The organism is Methanosarcina siciliae T4/M, assembly GCF_000970085.1.
GTDB lineage: Archaea > Halobacteriota > Methanosarcinia > Methanosarcinales > Methanosarcinaceae > Methanosarcina > Methanosarcina siciliae.
In genome coordinates, this window is the sequence record NZ_CP009506.1 from 2,112,475 (window position 1) to 2,132,209 (window position 19,735).

Here is a 19,735-nt window from a genome sequence, read left to right on the forward strand (position 1 = left end):
TTATATTATTCACATATCAGGATACACAATGACGCTATGGGTCCTAGGCTATGCCGAAAAATCAAAAGTTGTAGTGATGACCATAAAGGACCGGATGAAACAGCCGCTTTATATGGCTGAGCTTCACATAAAGGACAGTTATAAAGGTCCACGTCCTCATAAAATCAGGGTTCTTACCGGTAAAAAAAATGAGGAATTCATCCCTCCCCAGCAGTTCATAGAGCTTTTGCGCAGTGCAAACAGGATTATGCTCGCAGAAGGAGGGGACCCCGCAAATGAAGAGGCTTTTCTTGAAATGCTCAGGGGCTTTCAGCTCAGTGCGGATAGGGTTAAGATCTGCAAGTACTGCTGGTTCAACCGACGTTTTAATTTTGTGAACAGCAAGTCTATCAAGTACCATGACGAGCTCATCTGTGCCGAGTGTGCAAAAGAAGAATTGCTCCGGGCAGTTCGTTCGGCAGACTCTCAGTATGGAGAAAAATCGGTTGATTTTCTTGAACGAGTCCTCCACAAAACAAGAGACCTTGACCGTACAATCCGGATGCTGAGCCCTGAGAGGCTGGACCCTGAATTCACGCGTTATGACACTATCCGGACAAGCCCCACCGAAGCCACTTTTAGGATAAAGAACCTCCCCCTTAAAAAGAAGTTTAAGGAAATGCTGCTCCAGAAATCCGAAACCCTGCTCCCTGTACAGGCTCTATCTGTGGAAGCCGGTCTTCTGGAAGGAAAAAACCAGTTTGTGGTTTCCGCAACCGCAACCGGAAAAACTCTTATAGGTGAGATGGCAGGGGTTCAGAACCTGCTGGATAAAAAAGGAAAAATGCTTTACCTGGTCCCCCTTGTTGCTCTTGCAAACCAGAAATATGACCAGTTTACGGAACGCTATTCAAAGCTAGGGCTTACAAGCTCCATTAAAATTGGTGCAATTCTTATAAAGACCTCTCAGCGCGTGAAAATGAATACAAGTCCTAATGCGGATATAATTGTAGGTACTTATGAAGGAGTAGACCACATGCTCCGCTCGGGAAATGCCGATTTTCTTGGCAAAATAGGGACTGTTGTTATAGACGAGGTCCATATGCTCGAAGACCAGGAAAGAGGGCACAGGCTGGACGGGCTTATAGGAAGGCTTCGTTATGTGGCGCCTGAAGCCCAGTTTATCTACCTTTCCGCAACCGTTGCAAACCCTGAGGCCTATGCAAAGAAACTCGGAGCCCGACTTGTCCAGTATGAACACAGGCCGGTCCCCATAGACAGGCATCTCCTTTTCTGCCAGGAAAATGAAAAGGCAAAACTGATTTCCCAGCTTGCAAAAGAAGAATATTCGATGTGCTCTTCAAAAAAGCATAGGGGACAGACAATAGTCTTTACGAATTCAAGGAGAAACTGCCATAAGCTTGCGGGAACCCTTTCAATCCGGGCTTCCCCTTACCATGCAGGGCTTTCGCAGTATGAAAGAAAAAAAGTGGAAACCCTTTTTGCAAAAGGAGAGCTTCCGGTGATCGTGACAACTGCTGCTCTTGCAGCCGGGGTGGACTTTCCGGCTTCCCAGGTTATATTCGAATCCCTTGCAATGGGAATAGACTGGATTTCGGTCCAGGACTTCCTGCAGATGAGCGGAAGGGCAGGGAGACCCGATTATCATGACCGGGGCGTTGTCGTGCTCATGCCCGTTCCGGGGAAGTCCTATTCAAGTGCCCAGTCCGATACCGAAGAAGAGGTTGCAATCAAGTTACTGCAGGGGGAAATGCTCTCTGTAGGCGTTGAGTACGGGGAAGCTGAACAGCTGGAAGAGGTCCTGGCCTCGGTTGCAGTTACCTCTTCCATTCAGGATTTAAGGAATATCCATTCCCTAATGTTCGGAGTCTTTGATCTCGATAAACTGGTTTCCCGGCTTCAGAGCTACCGGTTCCTTGAGAAAAAGGGAAAAAAAGTATCACTTACCCGTTTCGGAAAGATTATTGCAGCTCATTTCCTGCCGGTCTCCAAAGCTTTCCTGATTCGAGACGCCGTGCTTGCGGGAAACAGTCCACTGAAAATTGTAACCAACCTGGAGTTTTTCGATGCTGCCTACTTCAAGTATGCAAATCAGATCGGAAGCTCTCTGCATGTGAACATGCCTTCGAGAGTTTTTCAGGGTGCAGCTCTCGATATAATCTTTGACGGGGAATCTCTCTCCCATCTGGACATCAAAATAAGGGAACTTATGCTGAACTTTGCCTCGGATTTTTTAACCTGTGGCTGCCGGGATTCTCCTTACTGCGGATGTGCAGAGCAGAAATTTTCGGAGAAGATTATCCGGCTGAGGATGGAAGGGTTGGATCCTACCCGGATTATCCGAAAGCTTGAGGACAAATACGGCATTTCCGCATACCAGGGGGATGTTTTCGGATACCTGGATAATGCGGTACGTAACCTCGATGCTGTGGAACTGATTGCAAGGGTCCATTCGAAAAAGGAAGCAGCAGAAGAATCAAAGAGGCTCAGGAAGAAAGTCCAGGGCTGAGCAACTCACAGCTTTTTGAAAACCAGTGATTTATAAGTGATGAAGAGGTAAACTATTCCTGTTATACCGAGAATCGTTTGTAAGAAAGAAAGCTGTCAGTATTTATGAACAACTGGCAAATACCGGATACCGGGATTTCCGTGAAATCAAAGTACAGAGGTAATTTTATGGCTGAGAATATTGAATCCAGGGAAAATGTTGAAAGCTCAGTTTCCAAAAAAGGTAAAAAGAGTATTACGATTGAATTTGTAAAGCCTGAAGACTTCCGGCAGATATATGCAATAGGAGCTGCAGGCGGACACAGCCCTTATGATTTCAGGATAGGTTTCTACAATGACACCCCCAAGATGTTCGGGGATGCCTCAGAGTCCAGGGTTATCGAGAGGCGCGTTGAAGCCGAAGTGATCCTCTCTCCGGTTGCAGCTCTTGAATTGAACCGCTGGCTGACCCAGCATATCAATGAGTATGAATCAGTTTTCGGGCCTATTGCAAGAGCGATGCCGCGACCTCTTCGAAAGGAGCCCGCAAAGTCCAGTAACGAAAGTACGGATATTCAGGGGTATATCTGAGTTCGGGTTTTTGTTGAAATCCGGGATCACGGTTACTGAAACGTCTGAAGATTCATTTCGGTTTGAGAGGCTCATAAGGCTCCCTTTACACTCCCGGACATCGATGGTTATATATCTTTGAAAAGGGTATGTAATCTCAGTTTTCTTAAAAGCCGGTGGAGTGACGATTCGGAATGGTTTTTCAGTTGCTGGTAGGAAGCATCTGATAAAGGCAGCAGACTTATTGTAAATGCGCATATTGCCCCGACACAATTTGCTCTGCGCCGGCTTTGTAATTTAAAAAACAGGCACCCGAGAGTACGGGGAACCGAAAATCCAGAATAAATCAGCGAGGGTTTAATTTTGTTCCCAAATAAAAAAGTTCAGAAAATCGTTGGATCGAGGATCCAGGTAGAAATGAAAGGCGACCTTAATTTGCTTGAAGGCACTCTGAAGAGTGTGGACGACTATATGAATCTTCATCTCGTTGACACGATGGAGATAGTAAGAGGGGAAAAAGTCCGCTCTCTTGGTTCTGTAGTGCTTCGGGGCAATAACATCATACTGATTACTCCTGTCGAAGACTGAAACGTCTTAAGAAGGAACCTCATTAGTGTGGAAGCAGGCATGGATCTTGAAGAAGAAGCATACAATATAATTAGAAGACACAAAGAAGGCGTTTTCCAGAACGTTATCTGGAAAGAGTTGAATATCGACAGCAGGAAATGTTCCAGAATCATAAAAAAGCTTCTGGACAAGGACCTGATTATCCGTGAGGTGGGAGTCTCAAACGGAGCAAGAACATACCTCCTTAAAGCAAAGGAGGAAGTTAAGGAGAAATACGATCTTCTGCTCTCCAGAGATCTGTTCTCAGCCTGTACCGGCTGTACCGGAGACTGTGAACCCGAGTACTGCGGAAGACTCAGCGAATGGATTGGAAACCTTATGGTGGAAGAAGCTGAGACAGCTGAAGAAAACCCGGATCTTGAAACTGAAGACAAGGACGAATTCGAAGAAGATATCTGAAAGTATCTTAAATAAAGTTAATATCTGAAAGTGTCTTAAATAAAGTTAAAGCAAATTGTCAAATATGTAGTATCTGAATTATTTGCAAAAGCTTAAGAGGCCTGGAAGGGATAAAAATATCTGAAAAGGTCTTGAATTAATACTTTCTCAGAAACTCTCTGCAATAGATAGCTATTTATAAGAGAACCCCTTTATTGAAGACTCCTTCAATAAGGGGAATAAAGTCCAATCAAGTACATTCAAAATGCTCCGGTAGTGTAGTCCGGCCAATCATTCCGGCCTTTCGAGCCGAAGACTCGGGTTCGAATCCCGGCCGGAGCACCATATATTTTAAGTGTTCTAATTTTAAGTGTTCTAATTTTAAGTGTTCCAATTGTAAGTGTTCCAATTGCTCTGAAAACTTATATTTACTTATGTGTTACCTGGCGTTTTCTATCTTTGTTAATCGAGTTGCTTTAATGCTCCCTTTCTGTTCCCGCGCTTTCCTAAGTTTCTGAGCCCTGAAGAGGAGTTTCTTACTAAATATTTTTCAGCCAGTCACACAATACATGGAAAAAATTGAGGGGACTGTCCTGAATATAAAGGTATATGAACCGTATTTGAGCGGCAAACTGTACCAGAACCCCCAAGAAGGGACAGATTTATATATTACAAGGTATATTGTTGGTCTCGCTGTGAGATGCGATGTGCTCCGGTAGTGTAGTCCGGCCAATCATTCCGGCCTTTCGAGCCGAAGACTCGGGTTCGAATCCCGGCCGGAGCACCAAATTTTTTTTCAGGTTTTTCATCGAAATTTTTGATTCCTTTTCTATATGTTTTTTGTAACGTGAAAAATATATTTTTGGATATTTTCATCGCCCTCATTACGCCAATAAACCCCATCTCAGTTAACTTTTTCTAAGTATACGTCTGTGGAACTCCTTTATTTCCTGGAATCTTTCCAGGTTCTGTTCTTCATCAGGGATTCCTGTCGTATTCAGAGCTTCCAATGCCAGCTTTGCTGCATTAACGGCAGTTTCAATACCATATTCCATCGCAAGTACCCGGAGGGTTTCCAGGGCCCATACCGTCTGGATAAGCGCATTTTTAGAGTCCTTTCGGGAAAGTTCCCTCCCAAGTTTTTCAAGGGCCTCGATTACAACCTTTACCTGCGGCTCATTTCCTTTCCTTGCAGCAGCAGTACCCAGTTCCTCAAGGAGGATTGCAGCCCCGACCGAGCTATTCTCCATTTCCTTCCCAGTTGAGGAGGCCCCAATTCCCGCAAGGTGGTTTACGGCGGCAGCCCAGGTCTCGGGAAGGTTTTCGTCCATTGCTTTCCTGGCTAATTGCATAAGATAGGTTTCTGAAAGGCTTGCCAGAACCTCCATTTTTGCCTCTGAGGAATTTTTCCCCAGGTTTTCCAGGGTTTCGGCTGCATTTCTTGCCACGGCATCCATACCCTTTCCTGCAAATTCCAGGGCAAGCTCTCCAAGCCCGGAAAGAGCTTTTAAGGCAAGGGACTCTCGCTTACAGTTTGCGGCTTCAACTGCCACTTCTCCAAGAGAGCGGACTGAAGCTATGGATGCGATTTCCATTCTTTTTTCGGCAGCCATTCTGCCTATATCCCCCATAGCAATTATCAGAGCTTTTGCATCGATCTCATTTTCTGCGGTAAGGTCAAGATGGATTAGCTGTACTGCAAAATCTCTCAGACCGCTGAAAACATCTACCACCCCTTTTGCATCCCCATCGTAGGCTTTTCTTAATCCATCTTCGATCATCCTGATTTCAGCCAGCTCACGTTCGTCCATCGAAGACATACAAAACCCCAAAATAATCCTTATCCATAATCATTCCCAGGATAGTCCCTGCTAATCTTATCTCGTTTAATCTTATGTCCTGTATCCTGATCAGTTTTCCTATCAGAGCTATTTTTCCTATGGACAGTTCTTCAAGGCTGTAAGAAATTTCTCAGGAGAAAATAGAAAATCGGAACTGTTTAGGGTTGGATTTGGGTATTTTCGGGAAAATAATTGTAGACATATGTCCATAAAGCGTAAAGTACATATACTAATGTACATTATTATGCTTTAGTGTACTATAGTGTAGAATTTGTTTGTTATGTTTTATCAATTTACTCTGTTCAATTGATCATTGTGTTACTGATCTGATTTGTGGTATTTATGAACTCAGGAAAGTTCTCCTGAAAAATGATGCAGGAAGATGATTTTAATGAAATCTCAGGATATTGCTATTGTTGGAATTTTACTAGCCGTCGGTGCAATCGTTCGTTACTTATCCCTGGTAATTCCGGGTCCGATTGTCTCAAATCTCGTTATAGCCTTTTACTGTCTTGCCATTATCCTTGTCGTACCAACCTTTACCGAGGTAATAGGGATAGGGGTTGTAGCAGGAATAATCTGTGCTCTTCTCAGCCATTCTATTTTCCCGCCGGCAAACCTTATCAGTGAACCTGTCGGGGCTGTAGTCTGCCTGGTCACGTACAAATCCCTTATGAACAGGCTGTCTCTTTCCCCTGCAGTTGCAACTCTGCTCGGGACTCTCGCCAGCGGAATAACTTTTGTGGTTGTTGCAATGCTTCTCGTTACTTCCTCCATTCTGACAAAGTACGCGACCATGGGAGCTTTTGTAGCAGCTATTATCCCTATAGTAGGGTTAACTGCAATTGCCAACTCTTTCATTGCCCAGATCCTTTACGTACCCGCCTCAAAGGTACTTGCCCGGGGGAAAGCATAAAGCATGATCGAACTCAGGAACTTCTCGTATACCTACGGAACAGCAACAATCCCTGCGTTAAAAAACATAGATCTGGAAGTCCGGAAAGGAGAACTGCTACTTGTTACCGGGCACAGTGCAGCCGGAAAAACCACCTTAGCCTTTGCAATGGCAGGCATTCTCCACCACGAGATCGGGGGCAAAATTGAAGGGAATATCAGCTTTCAGAACAGGGATGTAAAAGAATTTGACGGCATAAAGGAACTGAGCCGGCATATCGGGGTGGTTTTTGACGATGCGGAATCTCAGCTGATCTTTACGACCGTTGAAGAAGAAATCCTTTCAGGACTTGAAAACCGCGGCCATCCGGAAAAAGAGATGGTACGCAGGTCAAAAGAGGCAATGGATTTCTGCGAAATCAGCCATCTGAAAAACCGGGCTCCTCATATGCTTTCCGGAGGGCAAAAGCAAAAAGTTGCCCTTGCAGCAACCCTTGCCCTGGATACGGAAGTCCTGATCCTTGACGAAGCCACTGCTGAACTCGACTCCCAGGCAGTCCGAAAGGTATTTTCTGTCCTGAAGAGGCTGAAAGAAGCCGGAAAAACGATTGTAATCATAGACCACAACATCGAGGACTTCCTTGAAATTGGGGACAGGGTCGTGCTCCTTGAGAAAGGGGAGATAAAGACAATAAAAAGTCCTTCGGACTTTACCACAAAGTCTTCGGATTTAACTTCTACAAATCTTACTTCTACTTCAGCTCTTCCAACCGGCAGTCCCCTTTCAAGAAAAGCCGAGCAACCGATTATTTCCGTAAAGAACCTCACCCAGCGCTATGGAGAAGTCCCGGCGCTTGAAGGCATTGATCTTGATATCTATCCGGGGGAGCTTGTTGCTATTCTGGGAGAAAACGGATCGGGCAAAACTACCCTCGTAAAACACTTCAACGGCCTCCTGCGCCCTTACTCCGGAAAAGTGACAGTAAAGGGACTTGAGACCTCTACAGCCCTCATAAACGAGCTTGTGAAACATACCGGGCTGGTCTTCCAGAACCCGGACAACATGCTCTTTGAAGATACAGTTGAAGCCGAAATCAATTTCGGGCTAAATAATATCGGCAGAAAAGGGTCTGAGGCAGCAGAGGCAATCCTCCGTGCCCTGGAGCTTGTAAATCTGAGTGATAAGCAAAAAGTTTTCCCCCGCCACCTCAGCCGGGGAGAAAGGCAGAGGCTGGCTGTTGCCTGCGTAATTGCAATGAAGCCTGAGCTGATCGTGCTTGACGAACCCACTACAGGCCTGGATGCCGAAGAGTCCGATCGGATGATGCAGCTCATGCGCAAGCTCCAGCAAGAAGGCCATACAATAGTCATGGTAACTCATAACCTGCAGATCGTAAGGGATCATGTAGAAAGAGTTATTCGGATGGGGTCCGGAAAAATCGTGGAAGATTCAGTAACCAGGAAATTTTCCGGCAAAGAATCTGTCAAGGAAGAAAGTGATTGCAAAGAGCATGTCAGTAAAGAAAGTATCAGTAAAAAAAGTGTAAGAGGAGGCACATGCGCATGAAAGAGATTATGCAGTACATAAACAGGGACAGTTATTTACACCGCATGAACCCGCTGTCGAAAATCGCTGCAGTAACGGGCATAATAGCCCTGGGCGTGTTAACAACAAACCCGGTTTTTCTGGCCTTTATGGTGTTTGCGATTTTTCTTGCATCCCTTGGAGCCGGGCTTCAGCAGGAACTTCTCAAGCAGGTAAAACTCCTGTTCTTTCTGAGTATCAGTCTTATACTGCTCACCATCTTTACCCTGAAAAGCGGGGAAACCGTCGGCTACCTGATCCCTGCCGGCACTCTTACAGCCGGAGGGCTTGTCCCGATCACAACCGGAGCATTGGACTTCGGAACCGTTCTTTCCCTCCGTTTTTTTGCAATGCTTTTTGCCTTCCAGCTCCTGGTAGTCACCACAAAGCCAAGCGACCTCATGAAAGCCCTCCTTGCAATCCGCGTCCCTGTGGACTATGTGCTCATGTTCGTAATCGCCCTCCGCTTTATCCCGAGCCTCCAGGTAGAAGGTCAGCGCATCCACGAAGCCCAGCTCGCAAGGGGGTACAACCCCGGCACAGGCCTCCGCGGAAAAATCATGAGTGTAAAACCAATCCTTGTGCCCCTGGTCGCAAACTCCCTCGGAAAGACCCAGGTTCTCGGCCTGACCATGGATCTGCGGGGTTACAGGAGCCGCCAGAACGTTAAGAAAAACAAAATTACCTGGAATAAGACCGATGTGGCAGCTATAGGTTGTGTGGCTATTATGGGGCTTGGGGTAGTGCTGGGCGGATTGATGTAAACCCTCCAAGCTTCTTCCTGTGAGCATCGGGAACTATAGAAAACTCTGCAAAATATGAACGAAATTGCAAAAAAGAAGAATTTACAACTCTAGATAATTCAAAAAAGAGAAAAACAGGAAGTGAAACCTTAATTTCGCTTCCTTGAAATCACATAGCCAGCCAGAATTACTGCAGCAAGTATGCCGATTGCTAGCAATCCTTTTTTCATGCTTCCTGAATTATTCTCTCCGGCTTCCGAATCGGCAACATCTGATTTTTCTTCTGAAGTTTCGGAAACTGCCTTTATATCTTTATCCTCGACATAACTCCCAAGAGGCAGAGACGTCTCTTCCGTGGCTTCTTCCGGATAAAGGGACATTATTGAGAAAGACTCGAAACCTGGAGTATCTGCCTCATAATAGACATAGTCCTCGTCTTCATCGGTCTGGCTGGTCGGAAGTTCAACCCACTTTTCGTCTTCAAACTTCCAGAGTTTGATAGAAGACGAATCCACTCCGTTTGAATTAATCCAGGTTTTTTCAACTTTGAAACCAACAATTGCGTTTTCAATGTTCTCCGAGCTTGCAGTCCCTTCGTTTCCGACCCAGATATTCGTGTTTTCGTAAACTTTCCCTGAGGGAAGTTCCTTCACAAGGGTGGATTTTCCTTTAAGCGTCTCGACAATGGTTGTGGTTTTCCCGACAGTCTTTTTCGGATCGAATTCAATGTAAGCGATTGAGGTTACATTTTTTGCAAATACGAATTTAGCATGGTTGCCGTTACTGACAAACTGCTGGGCAAGTTCTTTTATTTCAACATTGCTGGCAGGTTCTGGAGAGCCACCAGCTCCTCCACCGGAACTGGATGAAGAACTTGACGAACCCGAACCCGGAGACGACGAAGAAGGAGACGACGAGTTCGTGTAGCTTATCACTTTAAGTATTTCTGCTTTTTCGTTATTCTCTTCGGTAAACTCAACAAACTGGCCCTCCGAATCCACAACTACCTTCAAGTCCATACTTCCGGAACTGGTCGGGACCCAGTTGAATGTAAAGGAAGTCGTCGAATCGGCTTCAAGTCCGGAAACCGTGGAAAAAGAGATCTCATTTCCATCCAGATAACATTTCACACTGCAATTTCCGGATGATTCAAGCCCCACATTCTTCAGTGTAACTTTGAATGTCACGTTTTCGTTTTCATGGGGATTTTCCGGTTCCCAGGATATGTCCTCGATCATCAAATCGGGATCGCCGGATACTCCAAGCGAATTATTGTAAACGTACCAGCCCTGCTGGTCCACGTCACTCAATCCACTCAAAGTTCCGGGATACCTCTCATAATCCCCGGTTGCGTCATTCATTAATTCTGCCCTGACCAGGTACACAATTTCCTCGGAGCCTTTATTCGGCTTGACCTCCAGGTTAAGAGTTTCGTTTTTCCCTGTTTCCCAGTCGTACTTTACCAGATCGACAAAAAGATACTCCGATGAATCAATTTTTGTCCCGTCTTTGGTCTCAATTGAACTGCCGCTTGGATAGATGTCTACTCTGTCCCCGCTTCCTTCCCTACTCAAGATTTCCTCATTATTCGGAAACGCGACGATAATATGGCCTTCACTTGATTTATCCCCCATGTTTTCTGTTGTTACGGAGATCGTAGCGTATTCATTATTGCAAATTTCTCCTTTCGCGTAGATAGATGCGCCTATGGTTACGGAAACCAGATTATCTGCAGCATCTGTCCCGGAAAGGTTTGAAACGTTTACATTTGCGTCGGCAGGTACGGCATCTGAATTTGTTTCAAATGCTGCGGCATTAAATGGTGTCAACAATAAGAAAAACACCAGCAAGAAACACGATATTATTAGATTTGTTCTCATAACTTCTTCCCCCCAAATACATAACCAAAAGATCCAGTATTAAGAAGATTCTCAATGTTTCACTAGTAACTAATATTCAAACAACCATATAATTTAATGGAAATGTAATTTCTAATAAAAATTATGAAACTAAAGTCATCTAGCTAAATAAATTATAAAAAACGATATAGGAAATGAATAACTGCTAATTAGAATGGCTTGTAATTATACTGACTGATAATTAGAATAGCTGGTAATTATACTGACTGATAATTGAATGACTGACAATTAGAACTGCTGCTAATCAGAACTTTATTAAGTTCAATTGGGTCCGTTAAATCCTTCTACACCATCCTTCCTATCCTTCTCTTTCTTCTTCTCTTCTTTTTACAGCTTTTCCGGTCTCGCAGAAGTACAGGTTTTGAAGCTTGTATTTGTTATAGATGGGACATGTCGGGCAATTGCAGCTTTTTTTTGAGATCTTTTCAGGAGAACACCCTCTCGCACAGAAAAGAAATGGTTCAGGTGGAAAGGGCAGGCTCGGGCATGTGCCGCAGTGTTCCATACAGATGCGGAGGTTTTCAGGAGTGTCAGCTACTATCTGCCGGATTTCTTCGGTCTCGCTGATTTGAACAGCCATCAAAGATCCTGATTTAAGCTGCATCTTTTGTTTATGTGATGTGCCTTGTTGCTTGTGTGCTCTTTTTTGAGCATGTTCATGAAAACAGAATGCTTTTCTACACTTATTACCTGAGACCATAATATTCCCCATAGAAAAATTAGATTGATATTAAATAAAGCCGCTGGCAAAATCATATAAACATTTTATTGGTAATTTAAGTACAAGTTTACAAGCTATTGAAACAGTCTAAAAGTGATTAAAAAAGAAGCATAATGTGAAGTTTCTGTGTTAATTTAGTGTTAAATTTCTAACAGTGTTAAATTTCTAACAGTGGTAAATTTCTAACTGGTCAAAATATCAAAGAATTTATATATCATAGAATAGTAAAACTAACTATTAGAAAGATTTAGTGGGGGTCAATTAAAGTTCTGGGGAATTCCATAAATGAAAATTATGTAAATAGCAGGTTTTCTATTCCATATGATTTGTCATTTGTTTAAAAAGCGGCTGAAATATCAGTGGTAGTGATTGATTGAGAGCCCTATATTCTGGTCCTCTGGGCTCTCAATCGGATGAAACCCCCTTTAAAGAATACTCCCACATATTCTTTACCCAATTGTAAGAGAAGGCAATATAAATTTGCGTTGGTTTTGGTGATTAATTGAGAACTCTTTATTATGATCCCCGGGCTCTCAATCAGATGAAACCCCTATAAATGAATACTCCCCAAGTATTCTATTTGCAAACATGCACCAAAGTGCTTCTCCTACAATTACAGTCTTTTCAATGCTTAAATTCTATATATAATAAATTCCGTTAAATATTCAATGATTAATTAATTTTGTTTGCTTAGTATTATTTGACCGAAGCATTATTTTATTAACTGCTGGAAATTATAGTCCATCTTTAAAATATAGATAGTTCCTAGTTTTTCAATAGCATTAAAATTTTCAATCAAAGCAAAAATATGGGATAGCTAAAAAAGAAAAATTATGCTCAAGCAGCTAGTGGATAAAATAACTCTCTTAAATAAAACTGAAAACTAAAAAACCATCGACTCGAAGGTCGATAGTATTGAATTACTCTTCGTTTTCCTTTCTCTTTTTCAGAAGCTCCACAGCCAGTTCTCTGAGCTTGTATTTCTGGATTTTGCCGCTTGCGGTCAACGGGTACTCATTTACGATGAAAACGTGCTTCGGTACCTTATATCTGGCGATTTTGCTTACAGCATAGTCCCTGATATCGGCTTCCGTAAGGTCTGCACCTTTTTCGAGAATAACAAAGGCTCCTACGATTTCCCCGTATTTCTCATCAGGTATGCCGACGACCTGGGCATCTCTGACTCCGGGTATTGCATGCAAGAACTCCTCAATTTCTCTTGGGTAGATATTTTCTCCGCCCCGGATAATCATGTCCTTTATGCGACCTGTAATCCTGTAGTAACCAAGTTCGTCACAAGTCCCGAGGTCCCCGCTGTGTAGCCAGCCGCCTTCATCAATCACTTTTTTCGTTTCTTCCGGCATATTGTAGTAGCCTTTCATGATATTGTATCCGCGGCAGCAGAGCTCCCCAACAGTATTCGGGGGTACCGGCTCATTTGTGCCCGGGTCAACTACCCGGACTTCAACGCTGGGGAAGCACTTGCCCACAGTTTCAACCCGGAGTTCTACAGGGTCATCGACCGTTGTCTGGGTCATGCCGGGGGAAGCTTCCGTAAGCCCGTAAACGCTGGTTATCTGGTGGCAGTGCATATCCTTTACGACCTTTTTCATGGCCTCCACAGGGCAAGTGGAACCGGCCATGATCCCTGTCCTCAGGGAGGAAAGGTCGAACATGTCAAACATGGGGTGAGTGTATTCGGCAATGAACATAGTAGGAACGCCGTAAAGAGCTGTACACTTCTCTTTCTGGACAGCGGCAAGCACCAGGAGAGGGTCGAAAACCTCAAGCATAACAAGTGTTGCCCTGTGGGTCAGGATAGCCATGACTCCGAGCACGATTCCAAAACAGTGGAAGAGAGGAACAGGCAGGCAGAGGCGGTCTTCATGAGTGAATTTCTGTCGGTCGCCGATGGAGAGGCCGTTGTTCAGGATATTTTTACTTGTCAGCATAACTCCTTTCGGGAAGCCTGTTGTCCCTGAGGTATACTGCATGTTGACCACATCATCTCCGCTAACACTTGCCAGAATTTCTTTAAGCTCGTCGTCCGGATAATGGCTGCCAAGGAGCATCAGCTCGCTGGTGTTGTACATTCCCCTGTGTTTTTCCTGCCCGACATAGATTACGCTCTTCAGGTACGGGAATTTTTTACTTTTCAGGCGTCCTCTTTCCGAACTTTTCAACTCCGGGACAAGTTCATTGATAATTTCGAGGTAATCCACTTCCCTGAAACTATCGATAAGAGCCAGGGCCTTCATATCCGACTGCTTGAGTACATACTCAACTTCATGGCTCTTATAAGCGGTATTTACCGTGACGAGCACTGCTCCTATCTTTGAGGTTGCAAACATGAAAGTAAGCCAGTCAGGGACGTTCTTTGCCCAGATCCCTACATGGTCTCCCTTTTTTATGCCGATCGCAAGCAGCCCTTTTGCAAGGTTGTTGACCCTTTCATTGAACTGTCCGTAGGTAAAGCGCAGGTTGCGGTCCGGATAAATAATAAATTCGTGGTCAGGGTCGATAACTACCTGTTTTTCAAAGTATTCTCCCAGAGAATCTTCTATAAGATGCATGGTTTCAGCCTCTTCTTCTGGACTACTTTCAGGAACTCCGGCTAATAGACGGGGTTTTATATATAAGCCAATCAAAGACGTTCCTGAAATATATTCAAATCGAGCAGGGAGAGTCCGTGTCAGTCTCTGCATCCGCCGGCGAAGATTCCATTGAAGGGAACATGTGCCTTTTAAGGACCTCGCGGATAGAGTCCGGAAGGGGGAGGGCTTTCTGGAGTTTGAAGTCATAATATACCAGCACTGCCTGGCCTCTTACCTTGAGTTCCCCTTCCTGCCAGGCCTCGTGCCCGACGGTAAAGGAACTGTTTCCTATCTTTGCAACGAAGGTCCTGATCTCCACATCGGACCTGAAATACATCTGGCTCAGAAAATCAAATTCTGTTCTGACAAGGATCAGGTGCCACACATCAGGGCTGAGGTCAAGGTCCGGGGAGAAAAGCCTGAAAATAGCGTTTCTTCCTGTTTCGAACCACACCGGAAGGACTGTGTTATTTACATGCCCGAGACCATCAATATCTCCAAAGCGCGGACTAACGTTTATACTGAACATTTTGGATTCCCTAACTCTTAATATCTGTACTCAATTATCCGATTTTTTATCTAAACTTGCTATTTAATCACATTCTTACTTCTTGCCAGTTCCACAGGGACTCTCAGAGAGGAGCATAGATTACAGCCATTATTCGTGCATCCTTTTTTCCTTCTGTATGGACATCATGGGGGACGATGGAATCGTAATAGATGCTGTCTCCGACACTCAGCCTGTGAACATCCTTGCCGTAGAAGATCTCGATTTCTCCGGATAGGACATAGATGAACTCCTCTCCTTCGTGAGATGAGAGTTTGTGGCTTTCCTCGGGAGAAGGGTGAATATCTATGATGAAAGGCTCCATATGGCGGTCTGCTTTATCCGAAGCAAGGGAATAAAAATCAAGAGCGCTCTTTTTTGGCTGCTCGGTTTTCCCGGAAAAACGAACTACGTTTTCAGACAGTCCTGCCCTTACCACTACAGGTCCCCTCTGAGGCATATCGTCCAGAAAAGTACCGAGACGGACACCTAAAGCTCGGGCAATTTTTAAGAGAGGGGTCAAGGACGGAACAAGGGCTCCGTTTTCTAACTGCTGGATTAACTCCACGCTGCTCTGACTGGCTTCAGCCAGTTCTTCAACAGTCATATCCCGGGCTTCTCTAAGATGGCGTATCTTACTGCCGACACGGTTTTCTTCTGACATTCTTCTGTTTCCTCACAATTTTTTTCAGGTAGCGGACCCGGCAGAAAAATGCAAACCGGAGTCACTGCAAACAGCCGTTAAAGCTTATCTCTTTTGTATCCATCTATTATAAAAAATATACGTTAAAATCCGCGTTTCCAGATAGTGATTCCAAAATAATTGTAAACAAAAAGTAAAAAACAGTTAGAAAAATTATAAGAAGAGTCAAGAAAAAGTGAAAAAGAAAAAAGTTATATTGGAAAAATAGAACGCAAAAAATGTAATAAAACCGGGACGTGAAAGTTTAAGAAAAAAGAAATCGGAAAAAGACAAGATCAGGTTTTCAATCAAACTCGAAATTGCACCTGATCCCTGCCGGGTCAAAGCAAAGGTTGCAGGACACACATCTTGCTTTTTTCACCGTCTCTGACCGGAGTTTGGGAATAAAGTCAGGTTCGCTGATAAATGTCCTGCTCATTGAGATCAGATCCGCACAACCGTTTTCAAGCAGGCACTGCATGATGGAAAGGGAGCGGATACCGCCTACAAGGATTACCGGAACGTTTACGGCAGACTTTATCATTTTTGAGTAGTTCTTGAAATATGCCTCCTTTGCAGGAGAGTTAATTGCAGTCTTTATGGTCACTCCACCTGCTTCGCCTATTCCTCCGCTGACCTCTATTGCACAGACGCCGGTTCTTTCAAAAATTTTTGCAATTTCCACGCACTCGGGGGCATCGAGGCCCAACCCTGCCTTTGAAGAACCGGGCAGAAAACCATCCGTTGCATTCATTTTAACAAGAATCGGAAACTCGTCCCCTGCTTCCTCTTTTATACGCTTTATAATCTCCATGACTATCCTCGCCCGGTTTTCGATGGACCCACCCCACCTGTCAGTACGCCGGTTTGTGTAAGGGGAGATGAAGTTGCTCAAAAGGAATCCATGGGCACAGTGGAGCTGAACCCCGTCAAAACCTGCCGCCTTTGCCCTCACAGCCGCCCTGGTAAAAGCTTCTACCATTTCCAGGATCTCCTGTTCGGTCATTTCTCTGGGGACCACTGAAGAATGCCCGTCTTTGACCACTGACGGTGCAACCGGAACAGGATACTCGTCCGAGATGTCTGCCTGCCGTCCTCCATGTACTATTTGGAGTACGATCTTGCTTCTGTATTTGTGGACCCTCTCGGTTATCTTCCGGTAAGGCTCGATGAAACGGTCATCATAGATGCCCTGCTGCAAATTATCACTCTGCCCGCCGGGGAGGACATAAGAATAGCCGGTTATAATAAGCCCGACTTCATTTATTGCAAGCTCTTCATAGAGGTCTCCAAGCCTGGAAGTGGGGGTCCCGTCATTTTCTGCCATAAATTCATGAGTTGCGGACCTCACAAAGCGATTCTGGAGTTCCAGGTTACAGACTGTGATCGGATCAAAAATCATATGAAAAAATAGGGCGGGAAAGGTAAATAATTATCCCGGATTCCCGGAAAAAAGGAAAGGAAATTAGTTCAGACTCAAAGCTCCCCTTGGATGTTCAGGAAAAGAAAGGGCAGAGTGAAGTACAGAGTGAATATGAGTTATAATCCACGACAAGCAGAACGCCTATTCCTTACTTAAAAAATTGTTACAGTCTTCGTTTTGTGCACTACTTCATATATTATCCTGTAATCTCCAACTCTAACACGATATAGATGTTCAGCCCCGGAAAATTTTTTTGAATCCACAGGAAGAGGTACATCTGCAAGTACATAAATTTTTTATGGTGTTGTGGAGCCTTTCTTTTGGCACTTTCCTTAAATTTTTTTCTCCGATGGACTTGAAATCGACGGTATAAGTTGCCATTGCTCCGACTTCACAATATTCTTTTCATCTCTTCAAAATTAATAGTTTTCTCGTTACGTCTTTCTGCAACGATAGCCAGATCGTGGAGATCCTCTTTCATTTTTTCATATTCCTCTATAGGAAGAATAATCGCCACTTTTTCCCCATTTTCATTAACCACGTATTGTTCATTCTCAACGGTCACATAATCACCTTTTTCAGAAATTCCCTTGGATCTGCTTTATAACCATTTATCTTCCTTTCGAGTATAACCCTTTTCCTACACTAGTTGACTGCAGGTCGAATATTCTTGAAAAAAGAGTGATTCCGGATAAGGTCAAGACTTACTTATAAATAGAGAACGTGAAAGTATTTTAGGAGTATTTTTGCTAATAACAATTAAACGCCAGGACTTGAGATGTCACATGACAGGCAAAACCACTTCAGTACCAACGGGCGAACAAACGAAAGATACAGCGTATTTCACAAAAATTCTAAGGCAACACCTCCCGGCACTTTCAAAACAATATGGAATCAGCTATCTGGGGATTTTCGGATCTTATGTCCGTGGGGAACAGAAAGAAGATAGTGACCTCGATGTTCTGGTGGAATTTTCTGAAACACCGGCCCTTTCCAAAACACCTGACCTCTTTGAATTCATCGGGCTCAAACAGGATCTTTCGGATATGCTTGGGATAAAGGTCGATCTTGTTATGAAAAATGCACTGAAACCCGGGATTGGAGAAAGAATTCGTGAAGAGGTTGTGCAGGTATAGCCGCATCAGATCCCAATCATGATCAGGTTCCTTCTTACAACATAACATATTTGAAAGAACAGGACATAGAGAAAATACAATGGGTCTTCAAACGAAAAAGGTAAAGAAAGAGCTTCTGTGTACAATGCTTCCGGAATTTTTTAAGTCACGGGAATATATCGAACTTGCATACCTCTTCGGTTCGACAGCCGAAGGCACAGAAGGACCGCTGAGCGACATTGATATAGCTGTGTACCTTTCCGATAGACTTACAAAAGGAGAAAGGATAGAAAAGCGCCTGAAACTGATGGGAGAGCTTTCAACCCTCCTTAAAACCGATCATGTAGACCTACTTGTGATGAATGATGCTGCACCCGTTATTAATTTTGAAGTCATAAGACCCAATGTGCCGTTATTTGTCAGAAACGAGGACCTGAAACTGGATGTGGAGCAGCAAGTCATGTCAAGATACCTGGACCGGAAATATCATGAAGACTTTTTGAACAGGGAGTTGCTGAAACGAATCAGGGAGAAGAGGGGCGTTCAGGATGTCGGTGGCAGATAAGATATTTCGGAAATTAAACTTTATGCAGCGCTGCGTAGACTACCTGAAATCAATAGATCCCGAAAGCCCGGATCTTGAAAGCAACTATGAGAAGCGTTCCGCAGTCGAGAGAAATTTCCAACTTGCAATTGAATGTGCCATTGACATAGGGGAAATCATCATCTCAAAAGAGGGGCTTGAAAGACCTGAAGATTACAGGAGTGTGTTCCGGATCCTGGGCAGGCACGAAATAATTCCGAAAGAGTTTGCAGAGGAATTTGCTTTTGCCGCCGGTTTCAGGAACATTCTGGTTCGTATTTACGAAGAAGTAGATCTCGATATGTTAAGAAAACTGCTTGCTGAGAATCTGAAAGACTTTGATACATTTGCCTTTTATGCTGCAGAATACGCAGAGAAACTTGAAGAATAAAAGTGAGACTTTAAGAAGAGAAAAAAGAAAAAAGAAAGCTGCAAAATACAGCTTAACTCAACGTTTACTCAATATTCACTGTTTTACGAATTTCCTTCCCTTTTCCTCGATGCCAAAAATACTATTCCAAGTGCTGAAATCGCAGGCAATGCTATTGTTGGAAATTCTGGTATCTGTGTTACAGTCACTGTTATTGGAAATTCACTTGATTCAATCGATCCCAAAAATTCATCTGGTATTGTAGGATCGATGAAATCAGGTAGATACCCTTCTCCGAGTATTTTTATCTGATACTCCCCTGCAGGAGTTCCTTCTGGTACAGTTACTTCCAGAGTGACGGTTTTCTCCGATGGATAGGGTCCAATTAGAAATAAGTTATCACTGAATGTAGTAGTCCAGCTTACCGGATTTCCATCTGGATCAGTAACTGTAACTGAGAGGTCCGCGAATTCCTCCACATCAAGAGCAGTCATTGCAGTTAGAGTTACTGCATATGTGACAGTTCCTCCCGGTCCAACTGTACTGGAGGTCGTTTCAACGTCTACATTAAAACCCGGATTTGCACTCGCAGTATTAATTGTCAGCAAGCTCAGGAGCAACACTAAACCAATTTTCATTTTGTTTGACCGCATTTT

At 44.0% G+C, this 19,735-nt stretch carries 20 protein-coding genes and 2 tRNA genes; 12 read left to right on the forward strand and 10 right to left on the reverse strand.

Features of this window, described 5'->3' with window-relative positions:
* Window positions 1-28 precede the first annotated feature (28 nt).
* The 6 genes from MSSIT_RS09025 (at window position 29) to MSSIT_RS09050 (ending at window position 4,849) form a co-directional block, all read left to right on the forward strand.
* Window positions 29-2,509, forward strand: a complete 2,481-nt coding sequence (locus tag MSSIT_RS09025) for a DUF5814 domain-containing protein (protein WP_048171800.1) — start codon at window positions 29-31, stop codon at window positions 2,507-2,509.
* Between the two features lie 167 nt (window positions 2,510-2,676).
* Window positions 2,677-3,078 (forward strand): DUF3467 domain-containing protein, encoded by a 402-nt coding sequence (locus MSSIT_RS09030; RefSeq protein ID WP_048174632.1) that lies wholly within the window; start codon window positions 2,677-2,679, stop codon window positions 3,076-3,078.
* A 342-nt stretch (window positions 3,079-3,420) separates the two neighbouring features.
* Window positions 3,421-3,645, forward strand: coding sequence for an LSM domain-containing protein (locus tag MSSIT_RS09035; RefSeq protein WP_048134347.1), 225 nt, complete (start codon window positions 3,421-3,423; stop codon window positions 3,643-3,645).
* A gap of 39 nt (window positions 3,646-3,684) precedes the next feature.
* A complete protein-coding gene (locus MSSIT_RS09040; protein ID WP_187151896.1) occupies window positions 3,685-4,083 on the forward strand; it encodes a helix-turn-helix transcriptional regulator in 399 nt (132 codons plus the stop codon).
* Window positions 4,084-4,329: 246 nt separating this feature from the next.
* Window positions 4,330-4,407: transfer RNA gene (locus MSSIT_RS09045), tRNA-Glu, on the forward strand.
* Between the two features lie 364 nt (window positions 4,408-4,771).
* Window positions 4,772-4,849: transfer RNA gene (locus tag MSSIT_RS09050), tRNA-Glu, on the forward strand.
* Between the two features lie 121 nt (window positions 4,850-4,970).
* Here MSSIT_RS09050 and MSSIT_RS09055 read toward each other — a convergent pair.
* Window positions 4,971-5,882, reverse strand: a complete 912-nt coding sequence (locus tag MSSIT_RS09055) for a hypothetical protein (protein WP_048171804.1) — start codon at window positions 5,880-5,882, stop codon at window positions 4,971-4,973.
* Between the two features lie 412 nt (window positions 5,883-6,294).
* On the opposite strand from MSSIT_RS09055, the gene MSSIT_RS09060 reads away from it, so the two are divergent.
* From MSSIT_RS09060 to MSSIT_RS09070, 3 genes are read left to right on the forward strand one after another with little or no spacing between them, the layout of a single operon-like run.
* Window positions 6,295-6,819 carry a tryptophan transporter gene (locus MSSIT_RS09060; RefSeq protein WP_048171806.1) on the forward strand — a complete coding sequence of 175 codons (525 nt, stop codon included), beginning with the start codon at window positions 6,295-6,297 and terminating at the stop codon, window positions 6,817-6,819.
* A gap of 3 nt (window positions 6,820-6,822) precedes the next feature.
* Window positions 6,823-8,364 carry an ABC transporter ATP-binding protein gene (locus MSSIT_RS09065; RefSeq protein ID WP_048171808.1) on the forward strand — a complete coding sequence of 514 codons (1,542 nt, stop codon included), beginning with the start codon at window positions 6,823-6,825 and terminating at the stop codon, window positions 8,362-8,364.
* Complete coding sequence (locus MSSIT_RS09070; RefSeq protein ID WP_048171810.1) at window positions 8,361-9,146, forward strand: energy-coupling factor transporter transmembrane component T family protein; 786 nt, start codon at window positions 8,361-8,363, stop codon at window positions 9,144-9,146. Before MSSIT_RS09065 ends, MSSIT_RS09070 begins: the two co-directional genes overlap by 4 nt.
* A gap of 128 nt (window positions 9,147-9,274) precedes the next feature.
* Here MSSIT_RS09070 and MSSIT_RS24685 read toward each other — a convergent pair whose 3' ends face one another.
* The 8 genes from MSSIT_RS24685 to MSSIT_RS21830 all read right to left on the reverse strand — a co-directional run bounded on the left by MSSIT_RS24685 (window position 9,275) and on the right by MSSIT_RS21830 (window position 17,576).
* Window positions 9,275-11,005: a PGF-pre-PGF domain-containing protein gene (locus MSSIT_RS24685; RefSeq protein WP_082088929.1), complete on the reverse strand. Its 1,731-nt coding sequence runs from the start codon at window positions 11,003-11,005 to the stop codon at window positions 9,275-9,277.
* A 337-nt stretch (window positions 11,006-11,342) separates the two neighbouring features.
* Window positions 11,343-11,624: a DUF2769 domain-containing protein gene (locus MSSIT_RS09080; protein WP_231590490.1), complete on the reverse strand. Its 282-nt coding sequence runs from the start codon at window positions 11,622-11,624 to the stop codon at window positions 11,343-11,345.
* 1,061 nt (window positions 11,625-12,685) lie between these two features.
* Window positions 12,686-14,338: an AMP-binding protein gene (locus MSSIT_RS09085; protein WP_048174634.1), complete on the reverse strand. Its 1,653-nt coding sequence runs from the start codon at window positions 14,336-14,338 to the stop codon at window positions 12,686-12,688.
* A 94-nt stretch (window positions 14,339-14,432) separates the two neighbouring features.
* Complete coding sequence (locus tag MSSIT_RS09090) at window positions 14,433-14,888, reverse strand: acyl-CoA thioesterase (RefSeq protein ID WP_048171814.1); 456 nt, start codon at window positions 14,886-14,888, stop codon at window positions 14,433-14,435.
* 103 nt (window positions 14,889-14,991) lie between these two features.
* Window positions 14,992-15,570: a helix-turn-helix domain-containing protein gene (locus tag MSSIT_RS09095; protein WP_048171815.1), complete on the reverse strand. Its 579-nt coding sequence runs from the start codon at window positions 15,568-15,570 to the stop codon at window positions 14,992-14,994.
* A gap of 322 nt (window positions 15,571-15,892) precedes the next feature.
* Window positions 15,893-16,990: an NADH:flavin oxidoreductase gene (locus MSSIT_RS09100; RefSeq protein ID WP_048171817.1), complete on the reverse strand. Its 1,098-nt coding sequence runs from the start codon at window positions 16,988-16,990 to the stop codon at window positions 15,893-15,895.
* 173 nt (window positions 16,991-17,163) lie between these two features.
* Entirely contained in the window at window positions 17,164-17,274 is a 111-nt protein-coding gene (locus MSSIT_RS25660) for a type II toxin-antitoxin system RelE family toxin (protein WP_187151895.1), read from the reverse strand.
* Between the two features lie 128 nt (window positions 17,275-17,402).
* Window positions 17,403-17,576, reverse strand: a complete 174-nt coding sequence (locus MSSIT_RS21830) for a type II toxin-antitoxin system prevent-host-death family antitoxin (protein ID WP_082088930.1) — start codon at window positions 17,574-17,576, stop codon at window positions 17,403-17,405.
* A 220-nt stretch (window positions 17,577-17,796) separates the two neighbouring features.
* Here MSSIT_RS21830 and MSSIT_RS09105 point away from each other — a divergent pair, with 220 nt between their 5' ends.
* The 3 genes from MSSIT_RS09105 (at window position 17,797) to hepT (ending at window position 19,100) form a co-directional block, all read left to right on the forward strand.
* The gene (locus tag MSSIT_RS09105) at window positions 17,797-18,147 is read left to right on the forward strand and encodes a nucleotidyltransferase family protein (protein WP_082088931.1); all 351 of its coding nucleotides are present in this window, start codon (window positions 17,797-17,799) and stop codon (window positions 18,145-18,147) included.
* 79 nt (window positions 18,148-18,226) lie between these two features.
* Window positions 18,227-18,691 carry a type VII toxin-antitoxin system MntA family adenylyltransferase antitoxin gene (mntA, locus tag MSSIT_RS09110; protein WP_048171820.1) on the forward strand — a complete coding sequence of 155 codons (465 nt, stop codon included), beginning with the start codon at window positions 18,227-18,229 and terminating at the stop codon, window positions 18,689-18,691.
* A complete protein-coding gene (gene hepT / locus MSSIT_RS09115; protein WP_048171821.1) occupies window positions 18,675-19,100 on the forward strand; it encodes a type VII toxin-antitoxin system HepT family RNase toxin in 426 nt (141 codons plus the stop codon). The genes mntA and hepT overlap by 17 nt, the downstream gene beginning before the upstream one ends.
* Before the next feature lie 83 nt (window positions 19,101-19,183).
* Here hepT and MSSIT_RS09120 read toward each other — a convergent pair whose 3' ends face one another.
* The gene (locus tag MSSIT_RS09120) at window positions 19,184-19,732 is read right to left on the reverse strand and encodes a hypothetical protein (RefSeq protein WP_156157323.1); all 549 of its coding nucleotides are present in this window, start codon (window positions 19,730-19,732) and stop codon (window positions 19,184-19,186) included.
* Between the last annotated feature and the right edge of the window lie 3 nt (window positions 19,733-19,735).